The organism is Paenibacillus sp. FSL k6-2145 (assembly GCF_037976585.1).
GTDB lineage: Bacteria > Bacillota > Bacilli > Paenibacillales > Paenibacillaceae > Paenibacillus.
This window is the reverse complement of record NZ_CP150267.1, coordinates 1,392,803-1,409,481: the sequence shown is the minus strand read 5'-3', so window position 1 is coordinate 1,409,481 and position 16,679 is coordinate 1,392,803. Positions and strand designations below refer to the sequence as shown.

Sequence of the window (16,679 nt, the reverse complement as noted above, 5' to 3'; positions counted from 1 at the left end):
ATCGGCTGCCTTCTTGGCAGTGTTCGTGATGTCTAAGATTGATATACAAGATGGGAGAGACGTTTCAGACATGCTGGGGAAACATGAGAAACATCTGGAAGACGTTAAGGGCAGTATGGTGAAGAAATGGGCGATTGTGACGCTGGCGGGTGTGATCTGGATTGCACCGGTGATGAGCGCAGGCGGGCAGATGTGGTCAGGCACTTCGTGGCAATCGGTGGCCGCTGCAGCATCTACCAATACAAGCAAGTTGAGTGAAGAAATTCTGACTTCGGGTGCGAAGCTCATGAAATACAGATATACAACAACACGTTCCGGTTCCAAGGTCAACGTACTGGCGGATGTAGTCCAGGTGGATCTGCAGAACCCGTATGTGAAGCTGGATGTAATGACAGGCAAGGGCGGTAATCTGAACAGTAAACAGAGCACAGGTGCCATGGCTAAGGAAAATGGTGCAGTAGCCGCTGTGAATGGCGATTACTTCAATGTATCCGGGGAGCTCGCACCGATTGGTGGACAGGTCTCCGATGGCGTGCTGGTCTCCACACCTTCTGAGCTGTCAGGCATGTATGCCCTGACGGTGACCAAGGATGGCAAACCGATGATCGATGAGTATTCTTTTGACGGAACAGTGAAGGCACAGGATGGTTCAACCTTTGCTTTGCGTGGGATAAATAAAGAGGATTATACGGTAGAGTCGGGTGCAGTGAAATATAGTCATGCCAACTCGATGTATATTTATACACCGGCATGGACGTCCACCAAACGTCCAAATGACCCTTCCACAACGCCGACAGAGGTTCTCGTGCAGAACGGAGTAGTTACCCAAATTTCGGATAAAAAAGCGTTAAACATGACAGTGCCGAAGGATGGGTACATTTTGCGTGCGCATGGAACAGCGGCGACATGGATCATGAGTCATCTATCCGTTGGGCAAACCTTGGATGCGGATTACAAGTTAAAAGCCAAAACAACCGGACAATCGGTTGATCCGAGTAATCTGGAGATGATGATTGGCGGTCACACCATTCTTGTGAATGGTGGTAAGGCAGCTTCCTTTTCCCGTGATATCGCATCTTCCGGCATTGGTGGTATTCGTGCAAGAACGGCAGTAGGATACTCTCAGGATGGTCGGTACGTCTACATCATTGCAGCGGAGAAAAACAGTAACAGCAGCGGGATGTCGCTGACGGAACTACAATCCTTCATGACCAGTGTGGGTGTCTGGAAAGGCATGAACCTGGACGGAGGCGGCTCCACAACGATGGTAACACGTCCGTTGGGTGAGCAAACCGCCGGTCTGACGTTCAACACAGAGTATGGCACCGAGCAACGTCAGGTTGTAAACACACTGGGTGTGTTCTCTACGGCTCCTGTAGGTAAACTGAAGGGCTTTGCCGTGAGTGGAAGCCAAACGCTGCTGGTGGGGCAAGAGGGCAAGTACACAGCCAAAGGATATGACACCTACTACAACCCGATCGCAACAGGCGATATCAGCATGTCCTGGAAGTCCAGCAACAACAGTATCGTGAGTGTCAGCAACGGCACAATCAAAGGCGTGAAGCCAGGGACAGCAACCCTGACGGCAACGAGCAATGGAGCTTCATCCTCCATTAAAGTATCGGTATTGGGGGGAAGTGAATTGGCTTCCCTGACAGCAGGATCAGGTCTCGGTTCCCTCAAAGCGGGCACAACGATGTCCATTCCGGTAACGGCAACAACGAAGAGTGGACAAAGTGTTACGGTTCCGGCGGACTCGCTGACATGGGAATTCATCGGATTCAAAGGTAAAGTTACTGCTGACCAATTAACCGTATCTTCCGTTAATCCTGGTGCACAAGTGGGATATGCGATCGGTCGTTATGATGGTTACAGCACAGTTGTAGTCCTCTCGGCTTCTGCCAGCGAAACGATCTGGGAGAACTTCGAAAACGTGAATTATCCGATTAACTTCATAACGAACGCAGCGGGTGTAACTGGTACGGCAACCGTTACAGCAGGAACTGGTGAAAAAGCCGGCTCCAATGTACTGCAACTCGGTTATGATATGACTGCTGGAACAGGAAAAATGTATGCATATGCACAACTGAATGGCTCTACCGGTAGAGAGGTATCTGCTGCAGCTACATCGATGTCGATGGATGTTATGGGAGATAAAAGCCTGAACTGGTTACGTGCCGAATTCACAGATGCCAATGGCAAAACGGTATATGCCGATCTCGCCAAGGCGATTGACTGGAACGGGTGGAAGAAGCTGAGCGTGGACCTAAACGGACTGAACATCGCCTATCCGGCGAAGCTGAAGCGGGTCTATGTGGTGAACGTGGAAGAAGGTCAGGATGAGCGTGCGAAATCAGGTACGGTTGCTTTTGACAACATCGCATTCACGATGCCTTCCAAGTCCAGTGAAGTCGGATTGCCTACGGGTACAGCTTCGCTCGTGCTTGGACAGAAATCGATGACGGTGAATGGAACGAAAAAAGCCATTGATGCAGCACCAGTCCTGAAAAATGGTACGACGTATGTGCCAATCAAACATGTTTTGGACGCTTTTGGTGGTCAGGCAAGCTGGGATAGCAAAAATCAGCGGATCACGGTATTACGTGGTGGCAAGCTGATTGATCTGGTTGTAGGGCAGAAAGAATTCATTCTGAATGGTAAAAGACAGAGCGCAACTGTTGCACCATACGTAACGGGTGGTAGGACTTTAGTCCCGCTTAGACTCGTTTCCGAGCAACTTGGTCTGACTGTAAAATGGGAACAGAAAACGAAGACCGTTACCATCTCATCGTGATATGGTATGATATATACCGGAAACGATAGAAATGGAGTCGAACAAACGTGGATTTACAAGCCGATGCCATAGACCGCGTCATTAAAAACGCCATACAAGTCATGGAAAACAGCAAATATCAAATGTTCGAAATTATGGACGCAACTCGCGATGAGCTGAAAACACTCAACGAGGAGTTGAAGTCGGTACTGAAGGAGACGGCGGAAACGATCGAGAAAGTAGATCAATTGGAGCTGAACTACCGCCGTTCCCGGATCCGGCTGACTGAGGTTAGCCGCGACTTTGTCCGTTATTCCGAGCATGATATCAAGCAGGCGTATGAGAAAGCAACACAGCTGCAGCTGGATCTGATGATTTATCGTGAGAAGGAAATGTATCTGAAGGCTCGTCGGGATGATCTGCAGAAGCGTGCCAAAAATGTGGAAGCTTCTGTGGAGCGTGCCGAGACCATCGGTTCGCAGATGGGTGTTGTACTCGAGTACCTGTCAGGTGAACTAGGTCAAGTGACCCGGATCATCGAATCTGCCAAAAATCGACAAATGATTGGTTTGAAAATAATTTTGGCCCAGGAAGAAGAGCGGAAACGTATTGCTCGTGAGATTCATGACGGGCCTGCGCAGATGCTCGCCAATCTAGTGCTTAGGACGGAAATTGTAGAAAGAATGCTCATTAAGCAGGATTTTAAGATGGTCCAGGCCGAAATAGTAGATTTGAAAGGCCAGGTTCGTTCCAGTCTTGAAGAAATGAGAAAAGTTATTTTCAATCTGCGTCCTATGGCACTGGATGATCTGGGACTGATTCCAACGCTTCGGAAGTACGTGCAGGATTTTGAGGTAAAAACGAAAATTCGGTCGCTTTTTGAAACAAGAGGTAAAGAACACCGTTTATCTTCTGCGATGGAGGCTGCGATCTACCGCCTTGTGCAGGAAGGTCTGTCGAATGCTGCAAAGCATGCTTATCCCACTTATGTTGTGGTGGAGATTACATACCAGGCTCAGCTCGTCAAAATTGTCGTTCAGGACAATGGGCTTGGGTTCAAACCGGAGCTTCTTGCGAAGAAAAGCAAGGATCATACCCACTTCGGTCTGATTGGGATGAGAGAACGGGTTGAACTGTTAGAAGGAAGAATAGAGATTGAATCCGGAGAAAATCAAGGAACCAAAATAGTGATTCATATCCCGACAAACGTGGATAAGGGAAAGGAGTAGCAGGATGATGGAAAACCGTGATACTGGTAAAGCATCGATTAAAGTTCTTTTGGCTGATGATCATCAGCTGTTCCGTGAGGGACTGAAACGCATTTTGAATATGGAGGACGACATTGAGGTCATCGGCGAATGCGGCGATGGTATTCAAGTGCTCGAATTCTGCAATCAGGATAAACCGGATATCGTATTGATGGATATCAACATGCCAATCGAAAATGGGGTAGAAGCAACGGAGAAATTGCGTGAGCTGTTCCCTGATGTCAAAGTCATTATCTTGTCCATTCATGATGATGAAAGTTATGTATTTGAGACGCTTCGTAAAGGGGCTAACGGATACTTGCTGAAGGATATGGAGGCAGAGTCTCTGATCAATGCGATTCGTTCCGTGCATGAAGGACATGCGTTCATTCATCCGAAAGTAACAGGCAAACTGATCATGCAGCTGCGTCGTATGACGTATCTTAATGAAACAGGGGCAATGAGTGAAGGAGCTTCGAAGGAAGCAGGTGTTAAATTTGTCGCTGGCGACAATAACCCGCTCACACGTCGTGAGGCTGAAGTACTTCGCTTGATGGCAGAAGGTAAGAGCAACAAAATGATTGGTGAATTCCTGTTCATCAGTGAAAAAACAGTAAAAAACCATGTCAGCAGTATTCTGCAGAAGATGGAAGTGGACGACCGTACGCAAGCTGTTATCAATTCGATCAAATATGGTTGGGTTACGCTCTAATACCTTATGTTTTTCGTAAAGCAGTATTCTTACGGTAAGTCAGTCCATTGGTTGATTCAACCTAGACGAAGTATAGATTGTTGTTCACTCGCGCCCTTTCCAGAATGTTGGATTGGTCTGCGGGTTAATGGACTTTATCACTGCAAATGAGCAAAGCGTAAGGTTGTGCGGAACATATGTTCAAGTTTAGGCGTGAATGAATGACCTGGCCTGTCTTTCTTCGTCCGGTGTCGATCAGCGTGGAATATGAGTGATAGGAAATGCAAGTGTAACCCTTCAGAAAGTACAGCATATACTTGTTGTATACAGGGATGTTCGCCATGGGTGAGCATGACCTTCCGAGGAGGTGCAGTTGCCATGGTTGCTCATCTGACTATGATTCTGCTCATATACTTCCTGGCGGCAATGGCCGTTCATGCCATGCACCAGCGCCATCTTTCCCGTCCGGAATCTGAAGGTTTCGAGCAGATCCTGCTCATCCCTTCCAATCAGGCAGGGCGGATCGAAGGCATTGTAAGAGAACTTTGCCGGGAATTGTTATACCGTGGTAAGAGCTTCAGATTAACCGTTGTTGCTGATCGTACAGAAACGGAAACGATTACGATTATTGAAAAGCTTATGCAAAGGCAAGGAATGGAGACATCTTATCTGCCTGCTGTCCCTGCTGATATTGAACGGGTAGCACAGACCGATCACACGTTTCGCCTGATTGATTTGCGTGAGTCAGAGCAATAAATCATTATGTGAGCGGGAAATGGGATTAGCATTTCGCAGATCTACAGTGAAAAGATTACAGCAGAAGCTGTAGTCTTTTTTTGTAATTGTAGCCAAGTCTGCTTTTAAATTAAAAATGGGTTTTTATGCAATCTATGGTTATTGCCTGGGTATGAGGAGTTCTTGATCACAGAAATAAGATTTTCGAAGTCAGAACTCTTAATTTAAAAGTATAGACGATTCAGATTGGAAAAAGTTTCGCAATTTTAAAGAAAGATTCTGGTTATTAGAAGAATTGGTTTGAGTGTACTAGAGAGGATTAGATCAGCCCATAAAATGAAAGCAGACTCTTCCACTATATTGACCTATGGTATATCAAACCATATAATTACTTAAAATGGATGTTGAACGTGAGAAAAGTGTGTTTCTGGAAGGGGATATCTTCTTGAGTATAATAGATAAGACGATCCGAACAGAATTTTTACATTACATAGAGGAAAACAAAATACTTCTTTATCATTTTGCAGAGCAATCAGGCATTAACTCTGGAACGCTAAGCAGGGTGATTAATGGTTCACAGCCTATATCTGTTAAAATCCTGGATATTATGACAGAATACATGGGATTGGAAGAAGGATATTTTTATGAACAGTATGTGAGTGAGTTATCTAATGATTCTACGATGAACTGGCGACGACTGCGTCCATTTATCACTCGCTGCGCGAAGCTTGGTAAAAACGATTGTATTGAACGAACAGTAGATCTAATGATGGAGAATCCTGCGTATATCCAACAACTGTATGATTGTGCCGAATCATTAAACGCAGAAGGGAGCGCGGCGGCTGCGCTAATTATATATCGTAAAGTGTGTGAAGGGGAACGGTACCAGCATGCCGAACGATTGGCGATCTGTCAGTATCGAATATTCAAACTCTCGATTAATGATGATCAGCAGAATAATCTGGAATGTGCTGTGCAATTTGATCCGTATGTCGTGCGACTTAATGAGTTGGATCAACTGGATGCGCTGAAAGATCTGATGAATCTCTATCTCTCATTGCGTCGTTGGGACAAAGCGGAGCAACTGGCAACACGAATGGGCAAACTGGCGAGGGTGCAGTACGAAATCAAATATCAACGAATTAGACAGGGGAAGAGTTATCAGGAGCCTTCCAAACCTTTGTTTGGTTATATTTTATACTCGGATTTGATAAAAGGGTCCATTGCAGAAGAGCAGAATGATTATAATCAGGCACTACACTATGTCTCAATTTACGAAAATCAGGACTGGATTATGGAGAATGATCTTGAGGCGGAGCTAACGAAAAAACAGTTTCGGGAGTGGGCAGTAGCCAATAGATATCTCTATCAGATTCTTGCAGGTAAAATAGATGTTTTGGATGAGTATGTGGAGTATTTATCAGTAAGAGAAAACGAGATTTTGCGTGGAATGTTCAAGCTCATTAAAGCAGCCAATACGTATAAAATAAATATTGACCATGTGTTGGAGCGTTTTAAAATAAATATATCATCTCATATGTTCACTCAGGAGAACGTGGGCTCTTATACTGAACAGATTATTGATGATCGGTTTGCAATATTTTTAATGGATATAGGTGATTATTATCTAAACTCCAATCGTGTTCAGATTGGAGTTCAATTTGTCTTGGATAGCTTGTCAATTATTGATCGAATTAACAATGATGCTAACGTGATGAGTCGGTTGTTACGAGTCCAGTTGAAACGTCTTCTGTTATAAAAGGAAATGATGTTGTCCATATTCATTTTTTCATCAAACTAATGGCGACTAATATACATGGTGAAGAGATGGTGGTTACTCTCGTATATTTTTGTGTATCTCATGGAAATCTATGTTTTTACATAAGAGGTTACAATGTTTTATAGAGGTGAAGATGCTATGAAACATGTTGCGAGTGAACAAGAAATCGAACTGGAACGTGAAAGGGAAAGCTTGTACACATTGACAGCGATTTATGGTTTGCAACATCCAATTGTAATTAAGCAATCCGAAATTTTGGATGAGTTGATTAATCGATATAATCGAATGTTTCACAGGCATCTCCAAACTAAGTAATACATAACCGGTTCCTGGATATTTCAGACCAACATGATTGAAGTAAACGTACATCGTAGAATAAGGTTCATCTAATTGATATATATAGTCTGGTTAGAAGTTGTTCAGCACTTGATCAGCAACCTCTAATTCGAGTTGGGAAATAAACTTTTTGAATGGCTGAATTTGTAGAGTAGTGATTCAATTGGTATAGTGATAAGTAGATTGATCATAAGAAGATGGAATATGGACATGAAGCACATGCTCCGGCGAACAGCCGGGTTGGCATGTGCTTTTTTTTGCGTTCAGGAAAATTAGGATGGGGGAGGAAAGTAAATGAAAGTTGCTTTATATGTGTGCCGTGTAGGGGAAGGGTGGAGCATGGTGTTATCACTCGATATTCGAGTGGATGTGGCTTGGTGGCTAGAGGGAGGAAGTGGGCGACATGTGCTGCGCTGGTTGCTGTTAGACAAGGCGTTACCGTTAAGTCAGGCGTCCTGGTTGGTTGAACATTTTGAGATGGAGCGAGGTATGGATCAGTGGGGCCAGCGCGAATGGCAGAGTTATCTTGCACGGAAGCTGGATGTGTATGAATTGGCCTCGGGGGAAACAGAGGCTAGAAAAGGCATAGCGGGCAAAGCGGGAAGTGTCGCTACGCTTCGCATTCAGGTAGGCGGGATGCCAGAGTCGTATCCCGCCGGGCAGTGGGCTCAGCTGGAGCGGGACGCGGCCCTGCTGGCTGAGCGGATCAGCGGCCGCCAATTACTGGCGGCCGAGGCGGAGGCGTTGCTGGCGGATACCGCCCAGCCGCCAAGGGAGTGGCGCGCGGCTGCGCAGCTCGCGTGCTTGCACGGGCGGCTGAGTATCACAGCCGCCCTCCAAGGGCCTGCCACGCGCCGTCGGCACGCGTGGCTTGGACGCGCGCGGAGCGCGCCCCGCTGCCATCGTTGTGGCAGCGAAGCCAGGCAGCGCGTGCCCTGCGCTGCCTGCGGCCTGGCGGCGTGCGCCTACTGCGAGGCATGCCTCGCGCTGGGGCGCAGCCGTGCCTGTGCGCTGCTGCTATGCAGTGCAGCGCAAGGGGCCGTGCCACGACGCGGCGAAGCACCGCGTGGCACGGCCTTGGCCCCCACCGGCGGCGGGCTTGCCCGGTGGGGGCTTAGCGCAGCGCAGAGCGCGGCAGCAGCCGCGGCGCTTGCGTTTTTGGCCCGGCCACCCGCAGGGGATGGGCCGGGGCGGTTCTTGCTGTGGGCCGTGACCGGGGCCGGCAAGACCGAGATGATTTTCCCCCTGCTCCAACATACATTGGATCGTGGCGGACGAGCACTGGTCGCTACGCCACGCAGGGATGTGGTACTGGAGCTAGCCCCGCGCCTGGCGAAAGCTTTTCAGGACACCTCGCTCGCTACCCTATACGGAGGCAGTGACGAACGCTGGAAAGACGCTCATCTTACGCTCGCGACCACACATCAACTGATGCGTTTTTATCAGGGGTTTGATCTCGTTATTATCGATGAACTGGATGCTTTTCCCTATCACAACGATCCTATGCTCGCCCACGCAGCGGCATCCTCCTGTAAACCGGACGGAAATTTTGTTTATCTATCTGCTACACCCCCAGCTCGGCTACAGAAGGAAGCGGCTAAGGCGACGCTCTCCCATGTCAAAGTCCCGGTACGTTTTCACCGTCATCCTTTGCCTGTCCCGCGCTTGGTCAAGATGGTTACTGTTGCTGAATGTATTAAGAAACGAAATCTTCCTGCTGCCTTGAAGATTAACATCCAAATTTCATTGAAGCGTGACGCCCAAGTATTTGTGTTTGTGACACGCATTGCCCAGATTGAGGCGTTCGTGAACTTGATGCGTCGTAGTTTTCCCGGAATCCATATCGAAGGAACCTCATCCCAAGACCCCGATCGCGCTAGCAAAGTTACAGCCTTTCGTGATCGCGACATTCGTCTGCTCGTAACCACCACAATTCTGGAGCGTGGCGTGACCATTCCGCGCAGCGATGTCTTTATTTTAGATGCAGACAATGCTCTCTTTGATGAAGCTTCACTGGTTCAGATGGCGGGCAGAGCAGGGCGTTCCATGGATGACCCGGCGGGTAGAGTGGTTTTTGCATCATCTCGTCGGACACGTTCACAGGTGAAGGCCGTTGCACAGATTCGGAAAATGAACACCATCGCTCGTCGCAAAGGTTATCTGCACCCACCATCCCAAACCTAATTGGCATCTGCCAATTTCGGTTCCACATTTCATATTACATTCCCAAAACTGGAGGTTTACTCCCCTATGTTCAACTGGCTCAGTAACATAACCGATTATGCGCAGCACCTGACCGGGCGTCTTCATCACCTGCTCGCCCCACCTGGGGCGACTTGTCTGACATGCGGCACTCGAGCGATTCTGTCTTCAATCTATCCGGGCATATGCCCGCGTTGTATGAAGCAGATTCCATGGATTCGTTCCATCCGCTGTCTGCGTTGTGGTCGGGGTGTTGGGTGCCCGGACTGTGTTCGTCCACACATGCAAAACCGTTCTTTTATCTCCAATCGCAGCGCCGTACAATACAACGCTCTTATGAAAGAATGGATAGGCATGTACAAATTCAGAGGCCATGAACGCTACGCACCGCTCCTAACCGCGCTGTTGATTCAAGCCTTTCAAGCGATGAGAGAGGAGCAGAATTCTGCTTTGGCAAAAGAACCCCCAGCCCCCGTGGCTCATTCCGCCACACATGCTCAACAAACGAAGCCGCAATGGCGACCTGACGCGGTCACCTATGTCCCGGTGAGCAGCGAGCGTCTGGCCGAGCGCGGCTTCAATCAGGCGGAGCGGCTGGCCGCAGGACTTGCCGCCACCTGCCGCCTGCCCATCGTTGATCTGTTGCAGCGCCAGATCAACACCACCAAACAAAGCTTCAAATCACGTGGCGAGCGTATCGAAACGATGAAGAACGCTTTTTCCATCAACCCGGATGGCATGCATTTAATAGAAGAGCTATACAGGAAATTTTATCTGCCAACACAGATGGGCATGTCGCATGCCAAACCCATACAGTTACTGCTAATCGATGATATATACACAACAGGTAGCACCTTGGACGCTTGTGGGCGAGTTATCCTAAATGCTGGTTTCTCCATGGAGAGTCCGGTCGAGATTTACACCCTGACACTGGCGAGATCCTAATCGGCAAATCAGTATATTGAGCTACTGTTTAATATTCTTCAGGTCTCCCTGCATACACAACCTACGCTTCATCTTTTAATAGATAGGAAAATGTGTTCCTGTATTAATAATTTCACATTTGCGAATTCCTATTTTCGTATTTATACCATATGGAATATAGTTGTTTGATGAAATTATAAATGAAAGCGCAATAAGAAATTTTTTACATGTAAAAAAGAGTAAAAAAGAGGAATTTGTTTTCTCGCGCAGAATAGATAGTTTTGCCGTTCACCACAGGTGACAGCATAGGGAGTGGCACAACATATCTTTTTGAAGGGGAGAACAAAAGTGGTCGCAGGAAAAAGAAAAAACGGATTTTACTTATGGACTGTCCGTCTACTAGTATTCATGCTGGTATTCGGACAGTTTGGCGTGTACGGGGGGAACCGGGCACATGCAGCAGTAGGAAGCGGGATAGTCTCATCAAGTAATGATTACCAATATGTGTTGACCAACAACAACGGCCAATTACAGGTGAATCAAAAATCAGTTAAGCTGGGTTGGGTGAGATCATATGAGATTTCAACATCAGGATATTCTTTTAGGAGAAGCCAATCGATCAATGGAGCAGTTGAAGACATAACCAAGATTTCATTTGGCTCCTACACATCTACGTATACCGGCAAAGTTACCAATGCTTTTATCATCGACTTTGCTGAGGTATGGGAGTATTACACAACTATGGAATATAGACAATCCGGAACCAATGTTGGAGTATGGAATAATTCCACCGTTGATGAGTTTGGAATGACTACGCCAAGATATGTGCAAAGCTATGAGGCTACACAGTTAAGTCTTGTGATTAACGCAGATACAGGAGCGGTAGTAGATTTTGTATCTAACCTGAATCCGTATTACATACGGAAAGCAGAATCATTTAATTTTGTAAAAGAGCCGGGGACAACACAGCCTATTACTACGGTTCCAGCTGTTCCGGCTAATTTGGCGGCTGACGTTAATGATGTAGCTGTTAATCTCAATTGGCCTGCTGCTCCACAAGCTGTCCAATATGAGATTGAAGAGAATGGCGTAGTCAAAGGGCCTTTTTACGGAATCAACTATACAAGCTCTTCACTTAAACCAAATACTACATACACCTATAGAGTACGAGGAATTAACCGACTAGGAGCTAGTGAGTGGAGTGAGCCGATTGCAGTAACAACCTTGCTTGAGAAACCCGTTTTGGCCGTAACGCCAGAGGAAGGCAAGAATACGATTCAGTGGATGGCGGTTGAGTCTGCAGACCGCTACCAGTTGCAGATTGATGGTGGTACACCATTTGAATTAGGAAACGTAACTTCCTATGTACATGAAGGGCTTGAAGCTAATTCAACGCATACCTATGTGCTAAAAGCCTTCTCGGCTAACAATAAGAGTGCGTGGAGTAAAATGGTGAGTCAGTTAACAGTACCTGATCGTACCAACGGGCTGACGGTTACTGATGCCACATTCAATAAATTAACGGTAGCTTGGACTGCGGTAAAGGGTGCTACAGGATATGATTTGGAGATTGATGGCACTAATGTTGCTGTAACAGGCACCACTTATAGTAAAACTGGCCTTGTAGCTAATACAGAGTACACTTTTAGAATCAGACCTAAAAATGCTGGTGGTGCAGGAAGTTGGAGTGATGTAACTACAGGAATCACCCAGATGAGTACACCCGTTATTCAGTCCAACCCTTCACAAGAAGAAGTTGTTCTCATCTGGTCACCAGTTGATGGTGCAACGTCATATGAAGTTGAGGCGGATGGCGTTGTCGTTGGAGATATATCAGATTCAATCTATACGCACACAGGGCTCAAATCTGGAACGGCCCATAAGTATCGTGTACGAGCTATAAGTGACAATAACGTTAGCGCATGGTCGGCAGTAAAATCACAGAATACGTTGCCTGATTCCGTTAATGGATTGGTGGTCAGTGCAGCGACCAATGCAGCTGTAACTGTGAAATGGACAGCAGTAACCGGAGCCACAGGTTATGATCTCGAGATCGATGGAACGGTTGTCCCCGTAATGGGAGTAGCTTATACGAAGAGTGGTCTTGCAGCGAACACAGACCATACCTTCCGTATTCGTTCGAAGAATGCGGCCGGTGTAGGAGTGTGGAGTGAACTCATCAGTGGAACGACACTGCTGAATACACCAGTACTAAAAGCAACATCGGAAGAAACTGCTGTCAATCTGACGTGGGCTGAGGTAGCAGACGCAACCAAGTATGAGATTGAGGCAGACGGAGCAGTGGTTGCAACAGTAGAAGAGCCTAGCTACAGTCACACATCATTGTTACCAGGAACGGCGCACAAGTATCGTATTCGTGCGTTGACGGATACCAATACGAGTGCATGGACTGCAATCCTGACGCAGAGTACCATCCCTGCTTCAGTTACAGGATTAACTGTTAGCTCGGCCACGAATGTCGCTGTTGCACTGAAGTGGACAGCGGTAGCGGGAGCGACAGGATACGATCTGGAAATCGACGGTACCGTTGTCACGGTAACGGGAGTAGCCTATACGAAGAGCGGTCTTGCAGCGAACACAGACCATACCTTCCGTGTTCGTTCGAAAAATGCCGCTGGTGTAGGAGTGTGGAGCGAACTCATCAAGGGTACTACACTTCTAAATACACCGGTTCTAAAAGCCGCATCGGAAGAAACTGTAGTCAACCTCACGTGGGCTGAGGTAACAGACGCAACGAAGTATGAGATTGAAGCGGACGGAGCAGTAGTGGCAACGGTAGAAGAACCTAGCTTTACCCATACATCATTGCTGCCAGGAACGGCGCACAAATATCGCATTCGAGCGTTGACGGATACCAATACGAGTGCATGGACTGCAATCCTGACACAGAGCACTATACCTGCTTCCGTTACAGGATTAACTGTTAGCTCGGCGACGAATGTGGCCATTGCATTAAAATGGACAGCAGTAACTGGAGCTACAGGATACGACCTGGAGATCGACGGTACCGTTGTCCCAGTAACGGGAGTAGCTTACACGAAGAGTGGTCTTACAGCGAACACAGATCATACCTTCCGTGTGCGTTCTAAGAATGCCGCTGGTGTAGGAGCGTGGAGTGAACTCATCAATGGAACGACGCTTCTAAATACACCGGTATTAAAAGCATCATCAGAAGAAACTGTAATCAACCTGACATGGGTAGCTATTGCTGACGCAACAAAGTATGAGATTGAGGCAGACGGAGCAGTAGTGGCAAAAGTAGAAGAACCTAACTACAGCCATACAGCATTATTACCAGGAACGGCCCATAAGTATCGTATTCGAGCGTTGACCGAGACTAATACGAGTGCATGGACAGCAATCCTGACGCAAAACACTATCCCTGCTTCTGTTACAGGCTTAACTGTTAACTCAGCGACGAATGTGGCCATTGCATTAAAATGGACAGCAGTAACTGGAGCTACAGGATACGACTTGGAGATCGACGGTACCGTTGTCCCGGTAACGGGAGTAGCCTATACGAAGAGCGGTCTTGCAGCGAACACAGACCATACCTTCCGTGTTCGTTCAAAAAATGCCGCTGGTGTAGGAGTGTGGAGCGAACTCATCAAGGGTACTACACTTCTAAATACACCGGTTCTAAAAGCCGCATCGGAAGAAACTGCAGTCAAGCTGACGTGGGCTGAGGTAGCAGACGCAACGAAGTATGAGATTGAAGCGGACGGAGCAGTAGTGGCAACGGTAGAAGAACCTAGCTTTACCCATACATCATTGCTGCCAGGAACGGCGCACAAATATCGCATTCGTGCGTTGACGGATACCAATACGAGTGCATGGACTGCAATCCTGACACAGAGCACTATACCTGCTTCCGTTACAGGATTAACTGTTAGCTCGGCTACGAATGTAGCCATTGCATTGAAGTGGACAGCGGTGACGGGAGCAACGGGATATGATCTGGAAATTGATGGAACGGTTGTCCCCGTAACAGGAGTAGCTTATACGAAGAGTGGTCTTGCAGCCAATACAGATCATACTTTCCGTATTCGTTCGAAGAATGCTGCCGGTGTAGGTGCTTGGAGCGAACTCATCAATGGAACGACACTCCTAAACACACCTGTACTAAAAGCAACATCGGAAGAAAATGCAATTAACCTCACGTGGGCTGAGGTAGCAGACGCAACCAAGTATGAGATTGAGGCTGACGGAGCAGTAGTGGCAACGGTAGAAGAGCCAAGCTATAGTCACGCAGGACAGTTGTCAGGAACGGCACATAAGTATCGCATTCGTGCGATGACGGGTACCAACACAAGTGCATGGACAGCAGTACTGACCCAAAGCACCATCCCTGCTACAGTTAACGGTCTCATGTTAAATACAGCTACACCTGTGGCTATCTCAATGAAATGGAGCCCTGTTCCAGGCGCTAACGCTTACGATTTGGAAATTGACGGTGTTGTAATTTCTGTGAGTGGATCTGCTTATACGAAAAGTGGTCTTCTAGCCAATACAGACCATACCTTCCGTATTCGTGCGAAGAATGCTGCTGGCATGGGTAGCTGGAGTGAGATCGTAACCGCTTCGACCCAGTTGAATGTACCTACAACCCTGAAAGGTGTAGCTGAAGAAACGGCAGTTACGCTGACGTGGAATGAAGTTGCTGGTGCAACAAAATATGAGATTGAAGCAGATGGCATAGTGGTTTCTACGGTGAGTGATCTCTTGTATGTCCATAATGGATTACTTGGTGGGACGGCGCATAAATACCGTATTCGTGCCCTGACCGACACTAATGTGAGTGCATGGACAGCAATATTGTCCCAAACTACGTTACCTGCCAGTGTCTCAGGTTTAAGTATTAACTCTGCAACTACAGCGGCGATCGCGCTGAGATGGAGTGCTGTAACTGGAGCTACCGGGTATGATCTGGAGATTGATGGTACGGTGGTTGCCGTGAGTGGAGTTGCTTATACAAAGAGCGGACTTGCACCAAATACGGAGCATACTTTCCGGATTCGTGCTAAAAATGCTTCTGGTGCAGGAGCTTGGAGTGAGATTATAGCGGGAATGACTCAATTAACTACACCTGTGCTGAAGGGAACTTCGGACAGAACAAACGTTATTCTGACATGGGACGTGGCTGTGGGTGCTTCGTCCTACGAAATTGAAGCCGACGGGCAAATTGTGGCGACTGTCAGTGATGCAACGTTTACTCATTCCGACTTGTTACCGTCCAATTTGCATAAATATCGTATTCGGGCATTCAATGATCAGAACACAAGCCTATGGTCTTCTGTACTAAGTATTAGAACATTGAATTAGTAATGTATAAGGGGGAGCGGGGTTGCATATATGTGCATCCTGTTCCCCTTTTTTGTTTTGTAAATAGACTATGGCTTCATCAGAGAAAATAAGGTAATGTATAGTTATTATCTATTCGGAAATGGAAGTTTGAGAGGGGCGTTTTAGCGATGAATCTAGGTAATTGTCCTCGCTGTGGTAAATTATATGCGTTGAATTTTCGAGATGTATGCTCGAATTGTATTAAAGAAATGGAACAGGAATATCAGATCTGTGTAGATTATTTGCGTGAAAACAAAGGCACCAATATACAGGAACTATCTGATGCAACAGAAGTTTCGATCAAAACCATTACCAAGTTCATCCGTGAGGGACGGATTTCCATCGAAAATGCCCCGAATATGATGTATCCTTGTGAAGTATGCGGAACATTGATTCGGGAAGGTCACATGTGTGACTCTTGTCGTAATCGTCTAACGAAAGACTTGGCTAGTGCAGCTCGTGATGTAGGTCAGAAGGATAACGGCAATATAGGCGGACGAACCTACAATGCTCTCGACAAACTACGCGATTAATAGGAGTCAGGGCTCAAATACATGTTTTGCTATAACAAATGTTTTGAAACGTACCGATAAACTTATTAAAGATTATCGGTTTTTTTTATTATCC

11 protein-coding genes are annotated in these 16,679 nt (G+C 47.0%); 10 read left to right on the top strand and 1 reads right to left on the bottom strand.

Annotated features, from left to right (window positions below; translation table 11 throughout):
* The first annotated feature begins 70 nt into the window (after positions 1–70).
* The 7 genes from NZ043_RS06285 to NZ043_RS06255 all read left to right on the top strand — a co-directional run bounded on the left by NZ043_RS06285 (position 71) and on the right by NZ043_RS06255 (position 9,746).
* Positions 71–2,794 (top strand): stalk domain-containing protein, encoded by a 2,724-nt coding sequence (locus tag NZ043_RS06285; protein WP_339311052.1) that lies wholly within the window; start codon positions 71–73, stop codon positions 2,792–2,794.
* Positions 2,795–2,841: 47 nt separating this feature from the next.
* A complete protein-coding gene (locus NZ043_RS06280) occupies positions 2,842–4,002 on the top strand; it encodes a sensor histidine kinase (protein ID WP_074092506.1) in 1,161 nt (386 codons plus the stop codon).
* Positions 4,003–4,009: 7 nt separating this feature from the next.
* The gene (locus tag NZ043_RS06275) at positions 4,010–4,732 is read left to right on the top strand and encodes a response regulator transcription factor (protein ID WP_026081439.1); all 723 of its coding nucleotides are present in this window, start codon (positions 4,010–4,012) and stop codon (positions 4,730–4,732) included.
* 324 nt (positions 4,733–5,056) lie between these two features.
* Positions 5,057–5,467, top strand: a complete 411-nt coding sequence (locus tag NZ043_RS06270) for a hypothetical protein (RefSeq protein ID WP_143023606.1) — start codon at positions 5,057–5,059, stop codon at positions 5,465–5,467.
* 424 nt (positions 5,468–5,891) lie between these two features.
* Positions 5,892–7,205, top strand: coding sequence for a helix-turn-helix transcriptional regulator (locus NZ043_RS06265; RefSeq protein ID WP_339311049.1), 1,314 nt, complete (start codon positions 5,892–5,894; stop codon positions 7,203–7,205).
* Between the two features lie 159 nt (positions 7,206–7,364).
* The gene (locus NZ043_RS06260; protein ID WP_315937588.1) at positions 7,365–7,541 is read left to right on the top strand and encodes an aspartyl-phosphate phosphatase Spo0E family protein; all 177 of its coding nucleotides are present in this window, start codon (positions 7,365–7,367) and stop codon (positions 7,539–7,541) included.
* A 1,062-nt stretch (positions 7,542–8,603) separates the two neighbouring features.
* A complete protein-coding gene (locus NZ043_RS06255) occupies positions 8,604–9,746 on the top strand; it encodes a helicase-related protein (protein WP_339311046.1) in 1,143 nt (380 codons plus the stop codon).
* A 186-nt stretch (positions 9,747–9,932) separates the two neighbouring features.
* Here the strand turns inward: NZ043_RS06255 and NZ043_RS06250 are convergent, their stop codons facing one another.
* Entirely contained in the window at positions 9,933–10,139 is a 207-nt protein-coding gene (locus NZ043_RS06250) for a hypothetical protein (RefSeq protein WP_339311045.1), read from the bottom strand.
* Here NZ043_RS06250 and NZ043_RS06245 point away from each other — a divergent pair.
* The 3 genes from NZ043_RS06245 (at position 10,119) to NZ043_RS06235 (ending at position 16,585) form a co-directional block, all read left to right on the top strand.
* Positions 10,119–10,709, top strand: coding sequence for a ComF family protein (locus NZ043_RS06245; RefSeq protein ID WP_339311043.1), 591 nt, complete (start codon positions 10,119–10,121; stop codon positions 10,707–10,709). The two genes, NZ043_RS06250 and NZ043_RS06245, sit on opposite strands and share 21 nt — an antisense overlap.
* 291 nt (positions 10,710–11,000) lie before the next feature.
* Positions 11,001–16,031, top strand: coding sequence for a fibronectin type III domain-containing protein (locus NZ043_RS06240; RefSeq protein WP_339311041.1), 5,031 nt, complete (start codon positions 11,001–11,003; stop codon positions 16,029–16,031).
* Positions 16,032–16,180: 149 nt separating this feature from the next.
* Complete coding sequence (locus NZ043_RS06235; RefSeq protein WP_339311039.1) at positions 16,181–16,585, top strand: TIGR03826 family flagellar region protein; 405 nt, start codon at positions 16,181–16,183, stop codon at positions 16,583–16,585.
* The last annotated feature ends 94 nt before the right edge of the window (positions 16,586–16,679 follow it).

Coding starts and splice junctions, on each gene's coding strand:
- NZ043_RS06245 (WP_339311043.1), top strand. CDS start 10,119: ATGTACAAATTCAGAGGCCATGAACGCTACGCACCGCTCCTAACCGCG.
- NZ043_RS06250 (WP_339311045.1), bottom strand. CDS start 10,139: ATGGCCTCTGAATTTGTACATGCCTATCCATTCTTTCATAAGAGCGTT.
- NZ043_RS06275 (WP_026081439.1), top strand. CDS start 4,010: ATGGAAAACCGTGATACTGGTAAAGCATCGATTAAAGTTCTTTTGGCT.
- NZ043_RS06285 (WP_339311052.1), top strand. CDS start 71: ATGCTGGGGAAACATGAGAAACATCTGGAAGACGTTAAGGGCAGTATG.
- NZ043_RS06260 (WP_315937588.1), top strand. CDS start 7,365: ATGAAACATGTTGCGAGTGAACAAGAAATCGAACTGGAACGTGAAAGG.
- NZ043_RS06235 (WP_339311039.1), top strand. CDS start 16,181: ATGAATCTAGGTAATTGTCCTCGCTGTGGTAAATTATATGCGTTGAAT.